Source organism: Janthinobacterium sp. B9-8, assembly GCF_000969645.2.
GTDB lineage: Bacteria > Pseudomonadota > Gammaproteobacteria > Burkholderiales > Chitinibacteraceae > Iodobacter.
The window spans coordinates 2,876,065-2,890,752 of record NZ_CP014222.1; the positions used below are offsets into that span (position 1 = coordinate 2,876,065).

14 protein-coding genes and 2 tRNA genes are annotated in these 14,688 nt (G+C 48.4%); 3 read left to right on the top strand and 13 right to left on the bottom strand.

Annotated elements, in window-relative coordinates:
• Nucleotides 1-87: 87 nt before the first annotated feature.
• The 9 genes from VN23_RS12930 to thrS form a co-directional block, all read right to left on the bottom strand.
• A tRNA-Pro gene (locus tag VN23_RS12930) sits at nt 88-164 on the bottom strand.
• 39 nt (nt 165-203) lie between these two features.
• Complete coding sequence (locus tag VN23_RS12935) at nt 204-569, bottom strand: MerR family transcriptional regulator (RefSeq protein WP_046352265.1); 366 nt, start codon at nt 567-569, stop codon at nt 204-206.
• Complete coding sequence (locus tag VN23_RS12940; RefSeq protein ID WP_231743258.1) at nt 535-876, bottom strand: integration host factor subunit alpha; 342 nt, start codon at nt 874-876, stop codon at nt 535-537. The genes VN23_RS12935 and VN23_RS12940 overlap by 35 nt, the downstream gene beginning before the upstream one ends.
• A gap of 5 nt (nt 877-881) precedes the next feature.
• The gene (gene pheT, locus VN23_RS12945) at nt 882-3,236 is read right to left on the bottom strand and encodes a phenylalanine--tRNA ligase subunit beta (protein WP_046352266.1); all 2,355 of its coding nucleotides are present in this window, start codon (nt 3,234-3,236) and stop codon (nt 882-884) included.
• 103 nt (nt 3,237-3,339) lie between these two features.
• Nucleotides 3,340-4,326, bottom strand: a complete 987-nt coding sequence (gene pheS, locus VN23_RS12950) for a phenylalanine--tRNA ligase subunit alpha (protein ID WP_046352267.1) — start codon at nt 4,324-4,326, stop codon at nt 3,340-3,342.
• A gap of 139 nt (nt 4,327-4,465) precedes the next feature.
• Nucleotides 4,466-4,825 (bottom strand): 50S ribosomal protein L20, encoded by a 360-nt coding sequence (rplT, locus tag VN23_RS12955; protein WP_046352268.1) that lies wholly within the window; start codon nt 4,823-4,825, stop codon nt 4,466-4,468.
• Between the two features lie 16 nt (nt 4,826-4,841).
• Complete coding sequence (gene rpmI / locus VN23_RS12960; protein WP_046352269.1) at nt 4,842-5,039, bottom strand: 50S ribosomal protein L35; 198 nt, start codon at nt 5,037-5,039, stop codon at nt 4,842-4,844.
• Nucleotides 5,040-5,208: 169 nt separating this feature from the next.
• On the bottom strand, nt 5,209-5,754 hold the full coding sequence (gene infC, locus VN23_RS12965) for a translation initiation factor IF-3 (protein ID WP_046352270.1): 546 nt from the start codon (nt 5,752-5,754) through the stop codon (nt 5,209-5,211).
• Between the two features lie 30 nt (nt 5,755-5,784).
• Nucleotides 5,785-7,689, bottom strand: coding sequence for a threonine--tRNA ligase (thrS, locus tag VN23_RS12970; RefSeq protein WP_046352271.1), 1,905 nt, complete (start codon nt 7,687-7,689; stop codon nt 5,785-5,787).
• Between thrS and VN23_RS12975 the strand changes: the two genes are divergently transcribed.
• Nucleotides 7,688-7,939: a hypothetical protein gene (locus tag VN23_RS12975; protein WP_062654908.1), complete on the top strand. Its 252-nt coding sequence runs from the start codon at nt 7,688-7,690 to the stop codon at nt 7,937-7,939. The genes thrS and VN23_RS12975 overlap by 2 nt on opposite strands.
• On the opposite strand, the gene VN23_RS12980 is transcribed toward VN23_RS12975, so the two are convergent.
• Nucleotides 7,934-8,010: transfer RNA gene (locus VN23_RS12980), tRNA-Val, on the bottom strand. The genes VN23_RS12975 and VN23_RS12980 overlap by 6 nt on opposite strands.
• A 501-nt stretch (nt 8,011-8,511) precedes the next feature.
• Between VN23_RS12980 and VN23_RS12985 the strand changes: the two genes are divergently transcribed.
• Together VN23_RS12985 and VN23_RS12990 are read left to right on the top strand one after the other, a co-directional pair.
• The gene (locus VN23_RS12985) at nt 8,512-9,213 is read left to right on the top strand and encodes an NF038120 family PEP-CTERM protein (RefSeq protein WP_046352272.1); all 702 of its coding nucleotides are present in this window, start codon (nt 8,512-8,514) and stop codon (nt 9,211-9,213) included.
• Complete coding sequence (locus VN23_RS12990; protein ID WP_046352273.1) at nt 9,210-12,347, top strand: S8 family peptidase; 3,138 nt, start codon at nt 9,210-9,212, stop codon at nt 12,345-12,347. Before VN23_RS12985 ends, VN23_RS12990 begins: the two co-directional genes overlap by 4 nt.
• A gap of 66 nt (nt 12,348-12,413) precedes the next feature.
• Here the strand turns inward: VN23_RS12990 and VN23_RS12995 are convergent, their stop codons facing one another.
• From VN23_RS12995 to nuoN, 3 genes are all read right to left on the bottom strand, one after another.
• Nucleotides 12,414-12,770 (bottom strand): hypothetical protein, encoded by a 357-nt coding sequence (locus VN23_RS12995; protein WP_052746626.1) that lies wholly within the window; start codon nt 12,768-12,770, stop codon nt 12,414-12,416.
• 90 nt (nt 12,771-12,860) lie between these two features.
• The gene (locus VN23_RS13000; RefSeq protein ID WP_046352274.1) at nt 12,861-13,157 is read right to left on the bottom strand and encodes a DUF2818 family protein; all 297 of its coding nucleotides are present in this window, start codon (nt 13,155-13,157) and stop codon (nt 12,861-12,863) included.
• Complete coding sequence (gene nuoN / locus VN23_RS13005; RefSeq protein ID WP_046352275.1) at nt 13,157-14,611, bottom strand: NADH-quinone oxidoreductase subunit NuoN; 1,455 nt, start codon at nt 14,609-14,611, stop codon at nt 13,157-13,159. The genes VN23_RS13000 and nuoN overlap by 1 nt, the downstream gene beginning before the upstream one ends.
• Nucleotides 14,612-14,688 lie beyond the last annotated feature (77 nt).

Below are 14,688 nucleotides of genomic sequence, written 5' to 3' on the forward strand. Positions count from 1 at the left end.
TACTTAGTTTGACAACGGATACGTACAAAATCCGGTACACCATAAAGAAAAAGCCTCGCAGAAGCGAGGCTAAGTCTTTGATTCTATTGGTCGGAATGAGAGGATTCGAACCTCCGACCCCTTGCACCCCATGCAAGTGCGCTACCGGGCTGCGCCACATTCCGAACTCAGGGACGCATTATATCTTACGGCCCCTTGCTTGGCTAGTCATCCAGCCAAGCAAGTAATGCTTCTAATTCATGACGCAATTCTGTCACTGTAGTACCCTCTTCCGCACCATCAGCATCTCCTCGAAGCGCTGATAGTTGGTTGCGGGCACCGCTGATGGTAAAGCCTTGTTCGTAAAGTAGGGAGCGGATCCGACGCACCAGCAGCACTTCATGGTGCTGATAGTAGCGACGGTTGCCGCGCCGTTTTACAGGCTTTAATTGCGTGAATTCCTGCTCCCAGTAACGCAGCACATGTGGTTTTACACCACAAAGCTCGCTAACTTCACCAATGGTGAAGTAGCGCTTTGCCGGGATAGAGGGTAGATCACTGGTCGGTATGACGAGGCTGGTGCTTTGCATAGTGACTTTCGACCATTCCCTTCAGCTTTTGACTGGCGTGAAAAGTAACCACACGCCGGGCGGAGATTGGGATTTCTTCGCCTGTTTTAGGATTGCGCCCAGGACGTTGTGGCTTGTCTCTGAGCTGAAAATTGCCAAAGCCGGAGAGTTTTACCGAATCGCCCTCAGAAAGGGACGTGCGGATTTCCTCAAAGAAGGCTTCGACCATGTCTTTGGCTTCACGCTTATTTAAGCCAACCTTGTCGAATAACATATCGGCTAAGTCAGCTTTAGTAAGCGTCATCATTGTAGTGGGGGTGTACTGCATTAGCATTAGACTCTCAGCGTCGCACCGTTTGCTTCGGCAGCACGGATTACATCCGCGACAACGGCGTCGACTTCCTCATCAGTAAGAGTTTTGTGAGTATCTTGCATTAACATCTTGAAAGCAAGGCTTTTTTTACCTTCTGAAACACCTTTTCCACGGTAGACATCGAACACTTCTGATGCTATTAGGAGCGGGTTTTTCAGATTGGCGAATGCAGCTTGTAGTGTTGCCACAGACAAGCTTTCATCTGCCAGTAAGGCAAGGTCACGGCGAACAACTTGTAGCTTGGATACTGGCTTAGCTGTAAGCGTTTCAACACTTACAAGCGCTTCCACATCCAATTCAAACAAGACGGGCGCTGTGCCTAAATCGTACGATTGCACCCATTTAGGATGCAGCTCGCCAATCACTCCAACCACGATGCCATTCAGTAAAACTTCGGCAGCGCGGCCAGGATGTAGGGCCAGATGATCTACACGACGAAAATCTGCTTTGCGCGGAGCAAGCAATGCTTCTACATCGGCTTTTACATCATAAAAATCAACATGCTGCTTGGCTACGCCCCATTGCTCGGCGCTGCGGTGGCCCCAAGCCAAACCAGCGATTTTCTCTGGCTGAGCATCTGCTGCAGTGCCATTAAATACGCGGGCTAGCTCAAATAAGCGTACACGCTCTTGCTTACGCTTTTGATTGCCTTGCAGGGCCGAGATCAGGCCACCAAACAGACTGGAGCGCATGACGCTCATCTGGCTGGCAATAGGGTTAAGCAATTTAACCGGGCTGGTATTGCCCGCAAAATCGGCTTCCCATTTTTCTTCAACAAAAGCGTAGCTAATGGCTTCGAAATAGTCGCGGGAAACCATAATTGATTTCAGCGCAGCCTTTTCACGGCGATCGCCCTGCTGCGGCAGCATCACTTGGCGTGATGCAGAAGGTGCAACAGGAATATTGTCGTAGCCAAACAAGCGGGCAATTTCTTCAATCAGATCTTCTTCGATTTCGATATCAAAGCGAAATGATGGTGGCGTTACGGTAATCACATCACCAGCCAGCGATGTTGGCAGCGCCAAACGCGCCAACAAAGCGAGAATTTCATCTGCGGATAGCTGAATACCTAAGACTTTAGCCACGCGCGACACACGCAGCGCGACGGCTGGGCGAGCTGGTAGTTCAGCCTGTGCTTCGGTAACCGGGCCTGCTTCACCGCCGCAAATATCCAGAATCAGCTGTGTGGCACGCTCAAGCGCATTCACCACATTGGCAAAGTCGATACCGCGCTCAAAGCGATGCGAGCTATCTGAGCTAAAGCCAACACGGCGTGAGCGTCCTGCAATAATGCTCGGCGCAAAGAAGGCGGATTCTAAAAAGATATTGCGTGTGCCAGCCACTACAGACGACGCTAGGCCGCCCATAATTCCTGCTAGTGCTAAGGGCTGTACCGCATCCGCAATCACCAGCATATCAGCATCGAGGATCAGCTCTTTTTCATTCAGCAGCGTAATTTTTTCGCCCTGCTGAGCAAAACGAGCCTGAATGCCACCTTCCAGCTTATCTGCATCAAAGGCGTGCATAGGTTGACCGAGTTCCAACAAGACATAGTTGGTTACGTCAACAATCGCCGAGATAGAGCGTAAGCCTGAGCGCTCTAAGCGTTGCTTCATCCAATCTGGAGTTGCTGCCGCTTGATTTACATTTTTGATTACACGTCCAGCGTAGCGTGGACATGCAGCGCCGGCGTTCAGCGATACGGCAATCACATCGTCACACGTCGGTACAACGGCTTTAATTTCAACCGGATGAAGCACGGCTCCCGTTAAAGCAGCCACTTCGCGCGCAATCCCTTTAATGGACAAACAATCCGTGCGGTTCGGTGTGAGCTTTAAAGTCAGTAAGCGATCATCGAGCTGCAGGTATTCGCGAATCGGCATTCCAACAAGTGCGTCGCTTGGCAAAATCATCAGGCCATCGATATCGCTTGGCATGCCTAATTCGGTCCCAGAGCACAGCATGCCGAAGGACTCAACCCCACGAACCTTGGCTTTTTTGATATTAAAATCGCCAGGCAAAGCCGCGCCAACGCGGGCACAAGGCACTTTGATACCAGGGGCCACATTAGGTGCGCCACACACGATTTGCAGTGGCTCAGCCTCGCCCACATTCACGCTGCAAACATTCAGTTTATCGGCGTTTTCATGCTTAGTAACAGACAACACCTCTGCCACAAACACTTGAGTAAACTCAGGGGCAGCAGGGTCATTTTCTTCTACTTCTAAACCGGCCATCGTCAATAAATGAGCCAGCTGTTCAGAATTTAGTGCTGGGTTTACCCAGCTACGCAACCATTGTTCAGAAAATTTCATCACTCGCACCTACAGATGCGCGGACGGTACAACATCCGCTGTAGAAAGCCAGCCAAAACAGATCAATTAAAGAGCTGCTTTAGCTGCGCCACTTTTCAACTTATTACTTGAACTGTTCGAGGAAGGAAATATCGTTCTCGAAGAAGAGGCGTAAATCATTTACGCCATAGTAAAGCATCGCGAAACGATCCAGACCAATGCCAAAGGCAAAGCCGGTGAATTTTTCGCTATCGATGCCTACATTCTTCAGCACATTGGGGTGCACCATGCCGCAACCACCTACTTCCATCCAACCCTTGGACCACTTTACGTCGATCTCAGCCGAAGGCTCGGTAAAGGGAAAGAAAGAGGGGCGAAAGCGTACTTCCAGATCATCACGTTCAAAGAACTGACGCAGAAAGCTAACAATCACGCTTTTTAGATCGGCAAAGGAGACATCCTGATCAACCCACAGGCCTTCCATCTGATGGAACATCGGCGAATGAGTAGCGTCAGAATCAACACGGTAAACACGGCCCGGCGCGATGATTTTAATCGGCGGCTCTTGGCTTTCCATGTAACGCGCTTGAATCGGTGAAGTATGCGTGCGCAACACTTCGCCACCTTCTACATAAAAGGTGTCTTGCATGCCGCGGGCAGGATGATCTGGCGGCAGATTCAAGGCTTCAAAATTATAAAAATCTGTTTCGATTTCGGGGCCATCGGCCACAGCGAAACCCATGGAGTGAAACAATGCTTCGATGCGCTCACGCACCTTAGTCACCGGATGCAAACCACCCGCAGCAAGGCCACGGCCCGGCAAGGTGATATCCAATGCTTCAGCGGCCAGCTGCTTTGCTAATTTCTCATTAGCAATGGCTTCACGACGCGCATTCAGCGATGCTTCAAAAGCTTGCTTAGCCTGATTAACAATTGCACCAAAAGATTTTTTTTCTTCGGGTGGCAAGGTGGCTAACTGTTTTAAGAGCGCAGAAATCTCGCCCTGTTTGCCAATAAATTGCGCCTTGGCATTTTCAAGTTCGTTCGGGTCATTGGTTGCATTTAATGCAGCCAGGCCTTTTTCCAGAATCGCTTGTACGTTATCAACCATGATCTTGCGGCAATCTCAGGCAAATTGTTTTGCTTTGGCTGACACCTCAATAAAGAAAGTCAGAAAAAGCAGCCCCTTGGATAAACCAAAGGAATAAAAAAGGGAGGCCAGAAGCCTCCCCCTCTTGTCGACCAGCCGATTAGGCGGCTAGTTTCGCCTTAGCGATTTCAACAAACTGAGCAAAAGCTGGTTTGTCAAAAATTGCCATATCAGCGAGAACCTTACGGTCAACTTCAATACCTGCCTTCTTCAGACCGTTCATGAAACGGCTGTAGGCCAGACCGCACTCACGGGAAGCGGCGTTAATACGCGCAATCCATAGGCGACGGAACTGACGCTTCTTCTGACGACGGTCACGGTAAGCGTATTGACCTGCCTTCATGACAGCCTGTTTGGCTACACGATAGACATTTTTACGACGACCACGATAGCCTTTGGCCAGAGCGATGATTTTCTTATGACGGGCACGAGCTGTAACACCACGTTTAACGCGAGGCATGAGTCTTTTCCTTTAGTTATGCGTAGGGCAACATTGCACGGACAGAAGGCATGTTCGACGGATCGACCATACTTGTACCGCGCAGCTGGCGCTTAGTCTTAGTGGTTTTCTTGGTCAAGATGTGACGCTTGAAAGCGTGACTACGCTTAACGCCACCACCACCGAGAACCTTGAAGCGCTTTTTAGCGCCGCTCTTGGTCTTCATCTTAGGCATGATGAACTCCTACTACTGAGTTAGATAGGGCGACAGGCGCCATAGCGGTTACCCGCTCTGCACTTAATACCTGCCACCACGCTTTTATTACGGCTGCTAGCTGATTTCAAACAAACAATCAGCCTTACCAGGCGCAGCCGCTAGCCCGGTCGTTTTTTACAAAAGGGAATTAAGCGGCTTTCTTTTTAGGAGCCAGCATCATTACCATTTGACGCCCTTCCAGACGCGGATACTGCTCAACCACAACCAAATCGCCCAGATCAGCTTCAACGCGTTTCAGCTGAGCCATACCGATTTCTTGGTGAGCCATTTCACGACCACGGAAGCGCAAAGTAATCTTTGCCTTATCGCCATCGGCGAGGAAGCGGGTCAGATTACGCAGTTTGATCTGGTAATCATTCTCGTCCGTACCCGGGCGGAATTTAACTTCCTTGACCTGGACCTGCTTCTGGTTCTGCTTGGCGGCGTGTTTCTTTTTCGAGTCCTGATACTTAAATTTGCCGTAATCCATAATGCGGCAAACAGGCGGCTGTGCTGTTGGTGCGATTTCCACCAGATCAACATTGGCCTCTTCGGCCAGAGCCAAAGCCTCGGAAAGGCTGACGATACCAAGCTGCTCGCCATCCACACCCTGCAAACGTAACTCACGGGCGGTGATTTCACCGTTAATCCGTGGTTCTTTATCCTGAGAAGCTATTGTGATTCTCCAAGTCATTCAAAATCAAAACCGCGCTACAGCCTACGATTAAACCTTTGGCATTTCTGATTGCAGACGCTCAACAAGCGCCTCAATCGTCAGCTGACCAAGGTCTTCACCAGTACGGCTCCGCACGGCCACTAGGCCTGCCTCTTTCTCCTTATCACCAATAATTAGCTGATAAGGAAGACGTTGCAGACTATGTTCGCGAATTTTATAGGTAATCTTCTCATTTCTCAAGTCCGCTTGAACTCTAAAGCCCAATGACTTGAGTTTTTCGCACACTTCTACGGCATATTCACGCTGCGCGTCTGAAATATTCAGGACCACAAGCTGTGTTGGCGCAAGCCAAACAGGGAATGCACCTGCATGATTTTCAATCAGAATACCAATAAAACGTTCCATCGACCCCAATACCGCACGGTGCAGCATCAAAGGACGATGTTTTGCATTATCAATCCCGACATACTCAGCGCCTAAACGCTCTGGCAAATTCGGGTCGATCTGCAAAGTACCACATTGCCACACTCGGCCCAGACAATCTTTTAAAGAAAACTCAATTTTCGGGCCATAAAACGCACCTTCACCAGGCTGATACTCAAAAGCCAACCCCTTAGAATCCAGCGCAGCGGCCAATGCAGCCTCGGCATGATCCCAGCTTTCTTCTGTCCCAACACGTTTTTCCGGACGAGTGGAAAGCTTAACCAAAATTTCATTAAAGCCAAAGTCTGCATACACTTCTTGCAGCAAATCGATAAATGAAGCAGCTTCAGATTGAACTTGCTCTTCCGTACAGAAAATATGCGCATCATCCTGCACAAAGCCACGTACCCGCATAATGCCGTGCAAAGACCCCGAAGGCTCATTACGGTGGCAAGAGCCAAACTCTGAGAAACGCAATGGTAAATCGCGGTAAGAACGCAGGCCTTGATTAAAGACTTGAATATGCCCTGGGCAATTCATCGGTTTTACGGCGTAATCACGCTTTTCCGATTCTGTAGTAAACATCGCATCATGGTAGTTTTCCCAGTGACCCGATTTCTCCCACAAGGAGCGATCCATCACCATTGGAGTACGGATTTCCTGATAGCCATGCTGATCAAGCTTCTTACGCATATATTGCTCGATCGACTGCCAAAGCGCCCAGCCCTTAGGGTGCCAGAACACCATGCCCGGCGCTTCTTCTTGCATATGGAACAAATCAAGCTGCTTACCAATTTTACGGTGATCGCGCTTTTCTGATTCTTCCAACATATGCAAGTACTGCTCAAGCTCGTCTTTCTTTGCCCAAGCTGTGCCGTAAATACGAGTCAGCATTTCATTCTTGCTGTCACCGCGCCAGTAAGCGCCCGCAACTTTCATTAACTTAAATACTTTTAACTTGCCGGTAGACGGTACATGAGGACCACGACAGAGGTCAGTAAAATCACCTTCACGGTACAAACTTAAAACTTGATCAGCAGGAATCGACTCGATAATTTCGGCCTTGTAGGCTTCACCAATCGATTTAAAGTAAGCAACCGCTTCATCACGCGACTGCTCATAACGCTCAACAGGAATATCTTTTTTTGCCAACTCGAACATTTTCTTTTCGATGGCGACCAAGTCTTCTGGCGTAAATGGGCGTTTATAAGCAAAGTCGTAGTAAAAGCCATTTTCAATCACTGGGCCAATCGTGGCTTGTGCGTCAGGGAACAGCTGTTTTACCGCGTAAGCCAGTAAATGAGCGGCAGAATGGCGAATAATTTCTAAGCCATCCGCATCTTTATCCGTAATAATCGCCAGCTGAATATCACGATCGATGAGATAGCTGGTATCCACCAGCTTGCCATCAACCTTACCTGCCAAAGCGGCGCGAGCAAGGCCTGCACCAATACTGGCTGCTACATCACCCACGGTAAGCGGGGCGTCGAATTGTCGTTCAGAGCCGTCTGGCAGGGTCACGATAGGCATGGTTTATCCTGTGCTGCGTGTTTTAGATAAGGTTAGAAGGCTTTCAAAAAGAAAACAAACAGTAACAGATGCTGTAAAAAATGAACGAAAAAAAAGTGCGGCTTACGCCGCACTTTTTATAAATCAAGCCCCACGCACACGCCGCCAGAATTATTCTGCAGTGGTGCTAGTTCGATTCATGGGGCTTAACTCCGTTAAATACAGATATGATTTTATTTTTCAGATCATACCTTATGAATTTTTTTGGTAGGGTTGGTGAGATTCGAACTCACGACCTCTTGGATGTCGACCAAACGCTCTAACCAACTGAGCTACAACCCTAGCGCTTTTTCTGACTTGATACTTAACAGCAAGATCAGAGAGACAGCATTCTAAATGAGATCCCCAACCTGCACAAGCCTAAAATAAAAAAATTTGCATAACACCCGAAAAATCCAATTAATTTACAAAACAAGTCCTTGAATTAATTACGTTTATTAAAAAGCATGCGCGATATATTTCTACCAAAGCTGCAATAAAACATATCTACCGGCATCAATTTACTTTCAAAAAATGAAAGGAAAATACCAAAAGTATCAATACTGCTACATAACAGATACAAATAAATGATTTATGTCGCTGAAATATAGACGGCTTGGCATATTTTGTTATTATTCACGAGCTTGCTTAATAAATATGAAAGGCAAGCTGCATTTCTAAAAATAGCATACATAAAAAAAATCAGACAAAAGTAGTCAGAGTTTTTATTAGTAATGACACTTTATGTCTGAGCCTTGAGCACACCACGTTGTTCATTCAAATCCAAGACACACAGGGAGTTATATGAAGCAATCACTCAAGATGGCGCTGCTTGTTGCAGCCATTGGCTTATCCATGCCTGCAGCACAGGCTTCGATCATTAACTTTGATTCATTAAAAGGCGATATTTTTGAAGGTGGGGATATTGTAAAAGCAGATCCATTATTCAATTTAACCGTGCTTGGCGATGGCATGGCAGGGGCAATTGCCTCCGCCAGTACTTGCTCTATTCTTGATTGCCCAAGTGGCAATAACACGCCCTACTATCTTGGTTTAAATGATGGTGGCTTGCAGATTTCTAATCAACTTGGTTTTAAGCTCAGCAGCTTTTCTAGCAGCTTTGCCTCTCCCTTGGCTGCAAACCTTCCTTTCAGTGTTGCCAATCTGATTGTTTCCGGAACAGGGCTACGTGGGGAAACGTTCAGCGATCGCTTCACGCTTTCTGGCCAAAATACAAATGGCAACTGGACATTCAGCGATTTCCAATACACCGCGAGCAACCGTGTTTTTAAAACACTCAGCTTTGCTGCATGCCTGACGACGGTGACCGGCGAATGCGTACCCTTTAGCAATAATCAGGCTCAATTTGCGATCGACAATATTAATGTAGCCGCCGTACCTGAACCTGCGGAATGGTTGCTCATGGCTCTCGGTCTGGCGGGTATCACCATGGTGATGCGCCGTAAAAATAAAGCTCAAACTATCTCTGCAGGGATTGCATCATGATGAAACGCAGCATTATTAATCTCGCCATTACCGCCCTACTCACTGCAGGTGCTGCGGGCTTTGCCAGCGCTGAAGAAGCACGCTTACCTTATATTATTCAACTTGCAGATAAACCTGCGGCTTCTTATACCGGTGAAATTACTGGCTTAAAAGCCACCAAACCGGCAAGTGGTCAGCTGCTAGATGTCAATGCCTACGATGTACAGGCCTACATCAACTACATCGAAACCAAACAAAACAATGTGATTGCAAGCATCGGCAATGCACCGATCGTGCATAACTATAAAGTCGTTTTCAATGGCTTCTCAGCAATGCTGACTGATGCAGAAGTCAGAAAACTTAAAAATAGTGCCGACGTCATCGCCATTACCTTAGATGAGCCGCGCCAAGTGCAAACCAACTACACCCCCAAGTTTCTGGGTCTAGATAAGCCAGGTGTGGGCCTTTGGTCACAGCTAAATGGTGCAGCGAGTGCCGGTGAAAACATCATTATCGGTGTAATTGATACGGGTGTATGGCCAGAAGATCCTTCTTTTGCTGATCGGGTAAATGCCACAGGTGAAGCAAGCCATGATTTATCTGGTGCTCAAGTCTATGGTGCACCTCCTGCATCATGGAAGGGATCTTGCGATGACGGAGAAGGCTTCTCTGCGGCCCATTGCAATAACAAGCTGATTGGTGCAAAAAAATTCAGAACACAATATGAGGCCTTGGTTGCAAGTGGTGCAAAAGTGCCGCATTGGAGCGACTATAACTCTCCGCGAGACAGCGATAGCCATGGCTCACATACCGCCTCAACAGCGGGCGGCAATGGCAAAGTAGCCGGTGTCATTGGTGGCGCATCGATTGGTTATATTTCAGGGATTGCACCACGTGCACGCCTTGCAACATATAAAGTGTGCTGGACATCGAACGACCCGATACTCGCTGATGGCAAGAATAATTGTTACGGTGGTGATAGCTTAAAAGCCATTGAAACAGCAGTAAGCGATGGGGTGAATGTTCTTAATTACTCCATCAGCGGCGGAGAAACACTGAATGACCCTGTCGATCTGGCCTTTTTAGCGGCTAGCAACGCAGGCGTATTTGTTGCAGCCTCTGCAGGCAATAGTGGCCCGGCCAATATGGTTGCGCACATTGCGCCTTGGCTCACAACCGTTGCCGCTTCCACCCATGACCGTATTCAGGAAAGCTTAGTCACCTTAGGCAGTAAAGTATTAAAAGGCGGCTCCACCAATCCAGCCCCTATTACCGCGCCTTTAATTCTGGCAAAAGATGCAGGCATTACTGACTACGCTAATTTGTCTGCTGCAAGCAAAACAGCATTAGATCGTTGCTATGGCACGGCAGATAGTGTGCCGGCAGATGCAAAACTTGATGCGGCTAAAGTCGCAGGCAAGATCGTACTTTGCGATCGTGGCTCAAGTGCACTGGTTAATAAAAGCGCTGCTGTCAAAGAAGCCGGTGGTACAGGCATGTTGCTGGCCAATGTTGTTGGCGGATCTGCAACCATTACCGCGTTTTCTCATAGCATTCCAACCGTGCACATCAGTGCTGCCGATGGTGCAATTGCAAAAGCTTTTGCTGCAACGCCAGGTGCGTCGGCCAACTTTGCGGCATCCATTACCAGCTCCGCAGGCAATGCGCCTATGATGGCTGACTTTTCATCACGCGGGCCGAATCGTGCGGATGCAAATGTACTCAAGCCTGACCTTACCGCCCCTGGTGTGGATATTCTGGCCGCATCACGTCCACTCCTCAGCCCTGAGCAGCGCAACCAGATTGCAAACGGAGCCGTTGCCCCTGCTGAGTGGCAATCGATGCAAGGCACATCCATGTCCAGCCCACATGTAGCGGGCCTTGGTGCGCTCTTACACCAGCTGCACCCAACTTGGTCTCCTGCCGCCATTAAATCGGCCCTGATGACCAGCGTTTTCTCTACACTAAATGATGGGCAGCCGGGCTTACAAAACGGCTTGCTTCCTTGGGCTCAAGGCGCAGGGCATGTTAATCCCAACCTCGCAGCAAACCCAGGCTTGGTTTACGATATAACGCCACAGGACTACGACCGCTATCTGTGCGGCCAAAATCAACTGAGCCCGTCCAAGTGCAGTGTGATTGGCAGCATTCAACCTTATAACTTGAATTTGCCATCGCTCACCACCGCCAATGTGCTGGGCAAATTTACTTTTAACCGCAGCGTTACCAATGTCAGTGATCGCGCAGCAATCTACACAGCCCAAGCATCGATCAACGGTTTTGCTGCAACAGTCTCCCCCGCAACACTTAACCTTAATCCTGGTGAAAGCAAGTCGTTTACGGTGACATTAAGCCGTACCACCGCACCAAGAAATGTGTACCAGTATGGCTCGCTCGTTTGGTCAGACGGCACGCATACCGTTCGCTCCCCGATTACTGCCAAAGCCAGCCTGCTTGCCGCTATTTCACAGCTTAGTAGTGAAGAAACAAGCGGCAATAAAGTCGTGACCATTGCAACAGGCAGCGATGGTAAATTGACTTTAGTGAAAGGGGGTTTAAAAGAAGCAACGCTCACCAATGCTTCAATTGCCACTGATACAGGCGCAAAAGACGGTGTACGTGAATGCACAGCAGGAACAAGTACAGCGGGTGTGAAAGTGCATCAATTCAGCGTACCCGCTAATAATCTTGCAACCCGCTTTGCTCTCTACAATTCAGACACCGAGCATGGCGCTGCAGATGACTTAGATTTACTGGTCATGAATTCAGCAGGTGTAAAAGTAGGTGGCAGTGGTAGTGATGGCTCCAACGAAACAGTGCAGCTGGTTAATCTGCCTGCCGGCAACTACAAAGCTTGCGTTGTAGGCTATGCGACTAAAGGGGGTAATACCAATTACACCTTGTCGAGCTGGATCATTAATACGGGTGATGTTGGCGGCTCATTTAAAGCCCTTGCCCCAGGCAAAATCTACGTAGGTGGCACCGCTTCCGTAGGCTTTAGCTGGAAAGACTTGCCAGCTGGCAAACGCTATCTTGGCAATGTTGCTTATCAGATTGATGATGTAACACAAACCAATACCTCAATACTGGTTGAAACCAATGATCCGCTACCCACAGCCCCTTCCGTATCACGTGCGGAAAATGCGGGTGTTTAAATAATAAGCTTTAACGCAAACGGCGAACCTTGGTTCGCCGTTTTTTATGCTGCTAAGCATTTACAACTAATAGATAGCATCTTTACTCTGCAATACACACTGCTTTTGCTTACATACTGCCGCCGGATCAGCAACAAATTGGCAGGTAGATAACTCCCCGCTCTGTTTAATCTCAAGTAGTCGCTGATCTGTATATTTTTTTGCAAGCAAAGCTATCTTTTCGGCTCGCCCTTCTGCAATAGACCATGGTAAGTAAAACTCCGGGCCACCACACGATTTGGCACCCACCGCTACCGTGCGGCACTGGCTGTCCTGAGTACACTGAGCCGTGCCGATTTCTCCCTTAAGCTTCAGCAAAACATCACACCCCAAAGCTGTAGTACTGAGCAGAACTAACAAACTTGCAGCAAGTATCTTCATCATCCCTCCCCCTTTTTATGGGCCGCCAATTGCGGATCAGCAGAACATTAAACACAAAAAAGCCCAACAAATGTTGGGCTTTTTCTCTCAGCTTTAGATACCAGGCTTACGCCAGAAGTAGCGCCAGACAAATCCAGGCCAGGCAAATACGATAAACATCGCAAAAGTCGTGGCAAAGAAAGGCCAGTTTTGCGCATGAACCGGAGAAAGCCGTCCCTCCAGAACCCTTGCCAGCAAACCCAATGCCACATAAAGCAGAACCAGCTCTAGCAAGCGCCAATGAAAGCCCTTAACCTTTTTTGCCGGAATGCAAAAAATAATGCGTTCAAAGAAAAAAGGCAGATTGGCAGCAATCAGCGCCAATCCACAGAGCAGATACACATTATTCATTACATGGGCACAAGAGATGAAGAAACGGCCTGCGAGAGCACAGACATCAGGCGATCAGGCATCAAGCCCATCACCAGCAACAAGACACAGTTAACCGACAACACTACCTTGGTATCAAAGCCTGCGGCAATTGGGGCAGTATCTGTTGCTTCATCAAAGTACATAATCTTCACGATACGCAGGTAATAGAACGCCCCGACAAGCGAGAACATCACTGCAACCACGGCCAACCAGACATAGCCTAAATTCACCACGGCTTGTAATACCGATAACTTGGCAAAGAAGCCAACGAATACCGGAATACCTGCCATAGAGAACATCACAAACATCATCATGCAAGCAAACCATGGGCTACGTGCTGCCAAGCCTTTAAAGTCATCAATCTTATCCGCTTCAAAGCCTTCACGAGACAGCAACATCACCATACCGAAACCCGCCGCGGCAGTGAGTACATACACCATGGCGTAGAAGAATGATGCGGCGTAACCAATCGGGCTAGCGACCAAGATCCCTAAGAGCAAGAAGCCCATATGCGAGATAGTGGAATAAGCCATCATACGTTTCATACTGGTTTGAGCGATTGCAGTCAGATTACCGATACCCATCGAAAGCACCGACAACACCACTAGCATACCGCGCCAGTCAAAAGCGTAGCCTTCCATACCTTGCGCCAGTAAGCGGATTACAAACACAAACGCCGCTAACTTTGGAGCAGAACCAATCAACTGAGTAACCGGTGTTGGTGCGCCTTCGTAAACATCGGGCACCCACATATGAAACGGTACAGCGCCTAACTTAAAGCCAATACCTGTTACCAAGAACACCAAGCCAAAGGCCGCCAACATGCGGTTTGCTTCACCACTGGCAATTTTTTGTGCGATGACAAAAACATCCAGCGAGGCAGTCGCGCCGTAAATCATCGACATACCGTAAAGCAACATCCCGGAAGCTAAAGCACCCAAAATAAAGTACTTCATGGCCGCTTCTGTGGATTGCACTGAATCGCGCTGCAATGCCACCAAGGCATACAAAGACAAGGACAGCAGCTCAAGCCCCATATAAAGCGTTAAGAAGTTAACGCTAGAGGCCATGATCATCATGCCTGCCAAGGCAAACAGAGTCAGTGTAAACAACTCGCCACGGAACAAGCCGCGAACCATGCTGTATTCACGACCATAAATCAGCACCAAAGCCACACCCAAGATCATGCCAATCTTGGCGAAATCAGCGATTGGATCGCTAATAAACAGGCCATTAAATGCCAGACGCGGGAAGGGCTCATAGCCATTCACAACAAGGAAGGCCGTTATGGCCAACACAATCAGTGTGAGCACATAAGTAATATGGCGCTTGGCGTCAGACACAAACAAATCAAGCAAAAGTACCGCACAGCTGGCACATAGCAGGAAGATTTCCGGCATTGCCACCCAAGCATTAAGGCTGGTCCAGGTCATTATTCAACCCTATCTAATAATAGTATGGTGGTCCGAAGGTATGCTCTACCTCTGGATAAAATCGGGGATTGATCGTT

Bases quoted from the DNA above. Each gene is read 5' to 3' on its own strand.
- VN23_RS12935 (WP_046352265.1), bottom strand. From the start codon at position 569: ATGCAAAGCACCAGCCTCGTCATACCGACCAGTGATCTACCCTCTATC.
- VN23_RS12940 (WP_231743258.1), bottom strand. From the start codon at position 876: ATGCAGTACACCCCCACTACAATGATGACGCTTACTAAAGCTGACTTA.
- pheT (WP_046352266.1), bottom strand. From the start codon at position 3,236: ATGAAATTTTCTGAACAATGGTTGCGTAGCTGGGTAAACCCAGCACTA.
- pheS (WP_046352267.1), bottom strand. From the start codon at position 4,326: ATGGTTGATAACGTACAAGCGATTCTGGAAAAAGGCCTGGCTGCATTA.
- rplT (WP_046352268.1), bottom strand. From the start codon at position 4,825: ATGCCTCGCGTTAAACGTGGTGTTACAGCTCGTGCCCGTCATAAGAAA.
- rpmI (WP_046352269.1), bottom strand. From the start codon at position 5,039: ATGCCTAAGATGAAGACCAAGAGCGGCGCTAAAAAGCGCTTCAAGGTT.
- infC (WP_046352270.1), bottom strand. From the start codon at position 5,754: ATGACTTGGAGAATCACAATAGCTTCTCAGGATAAAGAACCACGGATT.
- VN23_RS12975 (WP_062654908.1), top strand. From the start codon at position 7,688: ATGGTTTATCCTGTGCTGCGTGTTTTAGATAAGGTTAGAAGGCTTTCA.
- thrS (WP_046352271.1), bottom strand. From the start codon at position 7,689: ATGCCTATCGTGACCCTGCCAGACGGCTCTGAACGACAATTCGACGCC.
- VN23_RS12985 (WP_046352272.1), top strand. From the start codon at position 8,512: ATGAAGCAATCACTCAAGATGGCGCTGCTTGTTGCAGCCATTGGCTTA.
- VN23_RS12990 (WP_046352273.1), top strand. From the start codon at position 9,210: ATGATGAAACGCAGCATTATTAATCTCGCCATTACCGCCCTACTCACT.
- VN23_RS12995 (WP_052746626.1), bottom strand. From the start codon at position 12,770: ATGATGAAGATACTTGCTGCAAGTTTGTTAGTTCTGCTCAGTACTACA.
- VN23_RS13000 (WP_046352274.1), bottom strand. From the start codon at position 13,157: ATGAATAATGTGTATCTGCTCTGTGGATTGGCGCTGATTGCTGCCAAT.
- nuoN (WP_046352275.1), bottom strand. From the start codon at position 14,611: ATGACCTGGACCAGCCTTAATGCTTGGGTGGCAATGCCGGAAATCTTC.